Raw genomic sequence first — 6,503 nt, forward strand, 5'->3', positions numbered from 1 at the left:
CTGAACCCCGCGGCGGGAGGGGGAGCGGGAGGGGACGCTCCCCCGGGGACATCAGTGCTGGACGATGGCGATGACGTTGCCGACGCCGGTCTGGGTGGCCGAGGCCGAGTTGTTGTCGCCCAGCTGCACGACGGCGGCGACGTTGTTGCGGCCGTACTGGCCGACATCGGCGGCGTTGTTGTTGCCCATCTGGGCGACGCCGACGGTGTTGCGGCGGCCCCATTGGTCGGTGGTGGCGGTGTTGTTCCAGCCCGACTGGCCGATGGCGGCATCGTTGCGGCGGCCGTCCTGGGTGGCGACGGCGATGTTCGAGCCGCCGTTCTGGATCACGGTCAGACGCTGACGATGGCCCGACTGGCCGCCGCCGACCTGGTTGTTCCAGCCGTTCTGCTGGACCACGACGCTATGGCCGCCGGTGGCGAGAGCGGGCAGCGCGGTGGCGCCGATCAGGGTGGCGAGGACGAGGGTTTTGAAGGATTTGGCGAACATGGTCTGGTCTCCGTAAGGATGTGGCCTGAGGGGGTGGATGGCCGGGGTTGAATGGGTCGGGTTGGGTGGTGTGTGGGTCGGGTGGTGTGGGTCGTCTGTCTGTCGTGTCTCTCGGGGAGCGCCGGTGCCCCGGGTCGTCCGGGGCCATCTGTGCTTCCGATGAGACCAATCTGGCCGCCCGGCCCGGGTCAGACAAAATCACCGCGCCGTGGGGCGATAACCGGGGGTGTGTTATCCGATAACAAGCGCAGGCTGCCTGGCTAAGCCCTTGATGGTATGCTGATTCGTCCCCGACCACGCCGCAACCCCACCGACCCGCCCTGCCGCCGGCCCCGGCGCGTTCTCGTTGACGGCCCCCGCGACCGCCGCCCGTTGGGGGCAAATCACCCCCTCGCGCGCCCCGCTGTTATCCGATGACAGCGCCCGACCGGGGCCCGCCGCCTGCCCCAACGGCGCTCGCCGCCCCTATGGTCGAGGCGATTCGGCCCCCCGAGGCGAATCGCCCCACCCCCCCCCTCGGCCCCCGCAGCGCGGTCGAAAGAGCGTATTTGAGGCAGAATGAAGCGCAGCCCGCCCCACCCATCCCCGCGCGGGTGGCCATGCCGAGTCGAGTATTTCCGGCAAGATGATGAGCCCGCCCCCCCCCTTCTTTGCGCCGCAAATATCCTCAGGGGTGATCGGCGTCTCGGAAACGCGCCAGTGGCGCGTTTCAGCCGAGAACGCCGCGCCCGTGGCGCGGCAGGGCGGCAGAATGCCCCCCGCTGGTCGCCCAAGGCGCCCGCGACAGCGGGCAACGAGGGCGAAACACCTCCCCCGCCGGTCAGGCGAGCGCGGTGCAGAGCCAGGTGTGGAGCGGCGCGAATTCCTGCAGGGCGGTGGCGATGCGGGCGGGGGCTGCGGGGCCGAAGGCGCTGTCCATCGGCTGATCGTCGTCCCATACCACCAGCGATTTGCGTCGCAGCAGCGCGGCCCTCGGGTGGTCGGTCGGATAGGGGGCGGGCACCCGCTTCAGCTCGGGCGGGTCGAGGCGCAGGCCGCGCGCCCCGAGCCTCTCCAGAATCCCCTCCAGCGCCGCGCCCTCAGGTCCTGCGACTGCCGCTCGCCATCTTTCCAGCGTCGCGCCCTCGAACCCCATCACCCCGTAGCCCAGCACCAGCTTCCCCGGCTCCAGCCCGACCAGCCAGGCGCCGGGGCCTGCGCCGGAAAACCCGATGTGCAGATGCGCGTTATAGGGTGTCTTGTCGCGGGCGAAGCGCAGGTCGCGGTGCAGCCGGTAGATCCGCGCGGTGACCGGCGCGCTGCTGGCTGCGGTCAGCCTCTCGGTCAGTTCGGCGGCGAAGAGCCGGGCGGGCTCGGCCAGGGCGGTCTCATGGCGTCCCCGGTTCGCCTCGAACCAGTCGCGGCGGTTGTTGGCCTTGAGGTCGGTGAGAAAGGCGAGCGTTTCGGCGCTGAGCATGGGCGGACCTCCGGCAGACAGGATGCCGGGGCCGGGCGCGCTGTCAACGGTGCAGCAGGTAGATATCCATGATCCAGCCATGCCGGGCCCTGAGCGCCGCCCGCGTCTCGAGGATCCGCGGCCCGACCTCGGCCAGCGGCCCGGCGATCAGCGCCTCATGCTCCATGCCCAGATAGGCGCCCCAGTGGATCGTCACCCCTTCGGCGTCGACCGCAGTGAAGGCGCCGCCCTGGTCCAGCATCACCGCCACGGTATCGGCACCCTCGGGCCAGCCCTGCCTGAGGCGCCGCCCGGTGGTGATGACCACGGGCGCGGCCAGATCGTTCAGGGGAATGGCATGCGCCGCGGTCAGCACCGAGAGCGAGGTCACGCCCGGCACCACGCGGGGCCGCAGCCCCAGCCGCGCCGCCACCCGCAGGGTCGAATCGTAGAGCGAGGGATCGCCCCAGACCAGCAGTGCCACCCGCCCTCCGCCCGGCAGATGGGCGTCGATGGCCGCTTTCCAGGCGCTGGCGATGGCATCGTGCCAGTCGTTCACCGCATCGAGATAGGAGGCTTCGGCATCGCGCCGCGGCAGGTCGAATTCCACGACCCGCGCCAGATCCGGCAGATGCGCGGTGCAGATCTGGCGGCGCAGATCCGCCAGATCGCTTTTCTCGTCGCCCTTGCGGGGCAGGAGGATCAGATCGGCCTCGCGCATTGCCCGGATCGCCGCGAGCGTCACATGCTCGGGGTTGCCGGTGCCGATGCCGATCAGATCCAGCGCGATCATGCCGCCGCGCCGCTTGCGCCTTCGCCGCGGGCCCACTGACGCCCGGCCAGCCAGCCCAGCGCCACCCAGACGGCCAGCCCCACGCCCAGCACCCGGGACGAGAAGATGGCGCCGACCTCGGTCGGGGCATAGCCGTAATAGCCCTCCAGCAGCGGGGCGCCCACCACATGCGGGGCGGCGATCAGCGCGGCACCCGCCAGCGTGGCGATCACCGACCGGCCATAGGCCATCAGCGCGATCCCCAGCCCGGTGGCCACCACCGTCGACCACCACCAGACCTGACGCGCCGCCAGATCCGCCGCGGCCGAGCCCGGTAGTTCCGGCGCCAGCCCCATGCCGGGGGCCAGCTGGAAGGCGGCAAAGCCCGCCAGCCCCCAGAGCGCGCCCTCGGTCGCGGTGATCCGCTTGCCGAATTGCGCGGCGATGGCGAAGCCCGCGGTCAGCATGATGCCATAGGCCACGTAAAGGAGGACCGTGAAGCCCACGGTCAGCGCATTGCGCTCGATGGTCGAGACCTCGGCATCGCCGTGCTCATGCGCGCCCTGCTCGTGACCGGCGGCCTCGGCATGGTCGTGGGGCAGGGCCTCGGGCGCCGCTTCGGGCGCCGCGAAATGCACCAGCTCGCCGGTTTCGTATTGCTCACCCAGCAGGATGTAATTCTGGATGAAGGCGAAATGCAGAACGGCCGCGAGCAAACCCGCGCCGATCCCGGCGATCAACGCGCCGGTCATCATTTTCTGGAACATGGGACCGGGCTGCCTCAGTGGCAGGGGAAGCCGGTGGCGTGACGCATGTCATGCGCCGCGTCATGCATCGTCGCCGACTGGGCATGGCCCACGGCGAACAGCATCGTCATCCCGATCACCGCCATGGCGAGGACGGGGGCCAGCAGCGACTGGGTCTTGGTCTGGGTAGCGTTCATGTCATTCTCCTTGCCGTCCCTCCGACGGCGATCAGCATTGCGACGTCGGGCCGGTCTCCTGGCTCGCGGGTCGCTGCGGACTGCCGCCTTCCCGACCCTCGCAAGGGCAGTGGCACGTTGGCAGCCAGCTCTCCGCTGACAGTCGCGGGGGCGGCCGGGGCATTTCACCCCGTTCCCGTTTCAGCCCCGATCGGGGGCACCTGACCCTTCCACCCTTGCCGGAAGCGGTGCCCTGGGTCAAGGCGGATCGCGACCCGTCAGGCCCCGGGCGCGACCTTTGCCCGGATTCGGCGGGGGCATGGGGCGCGAAAGGCGCGCGTTTCCCGTCCCCTTGCCCCCCGGGCAAGACGGCAGGGCTCAGCCGGGGATGCGGGCCATTGCCTTGAAGCGCAGTCGGCCCAGCGGGCGGGCATCGGCGAAGGTCCCGTCGGCCGAGGCGGCATAGAGCCGGGCGAAGGTCAGCAGGTCCGGCAGGTCGTCTTCGGTCAGGTCGCCGAACAGATAGGCCGTCTTCCCCGGCGCCCGGAAGGCGATCGAGGAGGGGCGCGTGCAGCCCGACAGGCATTCTGCGGTGGCGATCTCGGCGGCGATGCCCTCTGCCGCCACGGCGGCGCCGAGGGTTTCGGCGAACCCCCCGCGCCCCAGCGCGCAACTGGTGCAGAGGGTGATCCTCATTCCGCCAGCGGTCCGTAAAGGATCAGTCCCGCCGCCCGGGGATCGGCCCCCGCCAGCGTCTCGGCCAGCGTGCCGACGGTGGCGCGGGTCAGCCGCTGGTCGGGGTGGCTGACGTTCTCGGCGAGCAGCGCCGGGGTCTCCCCCGGCAGGCCCGCCGCCAGCAGCATCTCGGCCAGCCGGGAGAAGGTGCGTTTGGGCATGAAGACCACGGTCGTCGCCTTCGCATCGGCCAGCGCCGCCAGGTTCAGCCCCTCGGGCAGGGCGCCGGTCACGTCATGGCCGGTGACGAATTGCACCCGCCGCGCCTCCAGCCGCCGGGTCAGCGGGATCCCCGCCGCCGCCGCCGCCGCCGAGGCCGAGGTCACGCCCGGGACGATCTCGAACGGGATCCCGGCCTCGCGCAGCGCGGTGATCTCCTCCTCCAGCCGCCCGAAGATCCCGGGATCGCCGGATTTCAGCCGCACCACCTTCATCCCGGCGCTGGCGTAATCGACCAGCAACCGGCTCACATGGTCCTGCTTGGGCGAGGGGCGCCCGGCCCGCTTGCCGACTGCGACCATCTCGGCCCCCGGCCCGGCCAGCTCCAGGATCGGCCCGGCCGAGAGGTCGTCGAACAGCACCGCCTCGGCCGCCTTCAGCCGCTTCACCGCCTTGACGGTCAAGAGATCCGGATCGCCCGGCCCGGACCCCACGAAGCTCACGAACCCGTTCATCGCCCGGCCCCCGTCTTCTTTGCGCCCCAAATATCCCGGGGGGAGCGCGGCACTTGCCGCGCGCGGGGGGCGGCGCCCCCCGGCCCACGCCGATCACGCGCCGCGAGGCCAATGCCCCGCGTAGGGTGGGATTTCATCCCACCACCCTCGACCACCCTCATCCCGCATCCTCCGCGATCAGATGAAAGAACGTCCCCGAAACCCGCCCTCGCACCGATCCGGTCTCCACCACCTCGGCCCCCTCGGCATCCGTCACCCGGGCCAGAACCGCATCCGGTTGTTCGAGGATCGTCGAATAATGAAACTCATGCCCGCGCAGGACCGCCCCCGGCCCGAACCCCGGCATCCCCGCCACCAGTTCGGCCCGCCGGTAGCCCAGATGCATCTTCCGCTTCTCGTAGCTGGTCACCAGCCCCAGAAGGCCCGCCATCCGGTGCCTGACGCCCGCCTTGTCGACCAGCGCCTCGCCCAAGGCCATGTAGCCCCCGCATTCGCCATGCACCGGCTTCCCCTCGGCATGGCGCCGCAAGCCCGCCCGGAACCGCTCGGCCCCCGCCAGCACCCCGGCGTGCAGCTCGGGATAGCCGCCCGGCAGCCAGACCAGATCCGCCTCGGGCGGCGCCTCGTCGGCCAGGGGCGCGAAGGGCAGGATCTCGGCCCCCGCGCGGCGCCAGCCCTCGACCAGATGCGGATAGGCGAAGGAAAAGGCCGCGTCCTGCGCCAGCGCGATCCGCTGCGCCGGCGGCGTCACGTGCAACGCCGTAGGGTGGGTTTTCAACCCACCTTCCGCCGCCGCGACGATCGCCGCCAGATCGACATGCGCTCTGAGAAACGCCGCATAGCCGGCAATCGCCACCTCCAGATCGGGGTGTTCGACCGCCTGCACCAGCCCCAGATGCCGCTCGGGCAGCACCAGATCGCCGCGCCGTGGCAGCACGCCCAGCACCGGGATCCCCGCCTCCTCCATCCCCAGCCGGGCCAGCCGCTCGTGCCGGGGCGAGGCGCAGCGGTTGAGGATCACGCCCGCAAAAGGCAGGTCCGGCCGGAACGCCTTGAACCCCAAGGCCACCGCCGCCGCCGATTGCGCTTGGCCCGAGACATCCACGACCAGCACCACCGGCCAGCCCATCAGCGCCGCCGTCTCGGCCGAGGACCCGTGCCCGGTGGCGCCCGCGAAGGCCACGCCGTCGTAAAGCCCCATCGAACCCTCGGCCACCACCAGATCGGCGCCCTCCGCCTGCGCCGCGATGGCGCCCAGCAGTCCCGGCCCCATCGCCCAGGTATCGAGGTTGAAGGACGCCCGCCCCGCCGCCGCCCGGTGGAACGCCGGGTCGATGTAGTCGGGGCCGGACTTGAAGGGCTGGACGACCAGCCCGTCCTCGCTCAGCGCCCTGAGCAAGCCCAGCATGACCGTGGTCTTGCCGGTGCCCGAGGCCGGGGCCGAGACGAGGATGCCCTTCATTCCTTCGACCCCGC

Annotated in this window: 8 protein-coding genes and 1 riboswitch; all 8 genes read right to left on the reverse strand. The window is 71.2% G+C overall.

The window, feature by feature from the left end:
* Positions 1–51: 51 nt before the first annotated feature.
* Positions 52–489: a curlin gene (locus tag VDQ18_RS22175; protein ID WP_157958120.1), complete on the reverse strand. Its 438-nt coding sequence runs from the start codon at positions 487–489 to the stop codon at positions 52–54.
* Positions 490–1,309: 820 nt separating this feature from the next.
* Complete coding sequence (locus VDQ18_RS22180) at positions 1,310–1,945, reverse strand: TIGR02453 family protein (RefSeq protein ID WP_323023041.1); 636 nt, start codon at positions 1,943–1,945, stop codon at positions 1,310–1,312.
* Positions 1,946–1,988: 43 nt separating this feature from the next.
* Positions 1,989–2,717, reverse strand: coding sequence for a precorrin-6A synthase (deacetylating) (gene cobF, locus VDQ18_RS22185; RefSeq protein ID WP_323023042.1), 729 nt, complete (start codon positions 2,715–2,717; stop codon positions 1,989–1,991).
* Positions 2,714–3,463 (reverse strand): CbtA family protein, encoded by a 750-nt coding sequence (locus VDQ18_RS22190; protein ID WP_323023043.1) that lies wholly within the window; start codon positions 3,461–3,463, stop codon positions 2,714–2,716. Before VDQ18_RS22190 ends, cobF begins: the two co-directional genes overlap by 4 nt.
* A 14-nt stretch (positions 3,464–3,477) precedes the next feature.
* Positions 3,478–3,639, reverse strand: coding sequence for a CbtB domain-containing protein (locus VDQ18_RS22195; RefSeq protein ID WP_323023044.1), 162 nt, complete (start codon positions 3,637–3,639; stop codon positions 3,478–3,480).
* Positions 3,640–3,669: 30 nt separating this feature from the next.
* Positions 3,670–3,858, reverse strand: a riboswitch (cobalamin riboswitch).
* A gap of 138 nt (positions 3,859–3,996) precedes the next feature.
* Positions 3,997–4,314: a DUF1636 family protein gene (locus VDQ18_RS22200; protein ID WP_323023045.1), complete on the reverse strand. Its 318-nt coding sequence runs from the start codon at positions 4,312–4,314 to the stop codon at positions 3,997–3,999.
* A complete protein-coding gene (gene cobA / locus VDQ18_RS22205; protein ID WP_323023046.1) occupies positions 4,311–5,027 on the reverse strand; it encodes a uroporphyrinogen-III C-methyltransferase in 717 nt (238 codons plus the stop codon). Before cobA ends, VDQ18_RS22200 begins: the two co-directional genes overlap by 4 nt.
* Before the next feature lie 157 nt (positions 5,028–5,184).
* Positions 5,185–6,489 carry a cobyrinate a,c-diamide synthase gene (locus VDQ18_RS22210; RefSeq protein WP_323023047.1) on the reverse strand — a complete coding sequence of 435 codons (1,305 nt, stop codon included), beginning with the start codon at positions 6,487–6,489 and terminating at the stop codon, positions 5,185–5,187.
* Positions 6,490–6,503: the final 14 nt, after the last annotated feature.

The sequence above is a fragment of the Pararhodobacter sp. genome (genome assembly GCF_034676075.1).
GTDB lineage: Bacteria > Pseudomonadota > Alphaproteobacteria > Rhodobacterales > Rhodobacteraceae > Pararhodobacter.

Bases quoted from the DNA above. Each gene is read 5' to 3' on its own strand.
- VDQ18_RS22200 (WP_323023045.1), bottom strand. From the start codon at position 4,314: ATGAGGATCACCCTCTGCACCAGTTGCGCGCTGGGGCGCGGGGGGTTC.
- VDQ18_RS22210 (WP_323023047.1), bottom strand. From the start codon at position 6,489: ATGAAGGGCATCCTCGTCTCGGCCCCGGCCTCGGGCACCGGCAAGACC.
- cobF (WP_323023042.1), bottom strand. From the start codon at position 2,717: ATGATCGCGCTGGATCTGATCGGCATCGGCACCGGCAACCCCGAGCAT.
- VDQ18_RS22180 (WP_323023041.1), bottom strand. From the start codon at position 1,945: ATGCTCAGCGCCGAAACGCTCGCCTTTCTCACCGACCTCAAGGCCAAC.
- cobA (WP_323023046.1), bottom strand. From the start codon at position 5,027: ATGAACGGGTTCGTGAGCTTCGTGGGGTCCGGGCCGGGCGATCCGGAT.
- VDQ18_RS22195 (WP_323023044.1), bottom strand. From the start codon at position 3,639: ATGAACGCTACCCAGACCAAGACCCAGTCGCTGCTGGCCCCCGTCCTC.
- VDQ18_RS22175 (WP_157958120.1), bottom strand. From the start codon at position 489: ATGTTCGCCAAATCCTTCAAAACCCTCGTCCTCGCCACCCTGATCGGC.
- VDQ18_RS22190 (WP_323023043.1), bottom strand. From the start codon at position 3,463: ATGTTCCAGAAAATGATGACCGGCGCGTTGATCGCCGGGATCGGCGCG.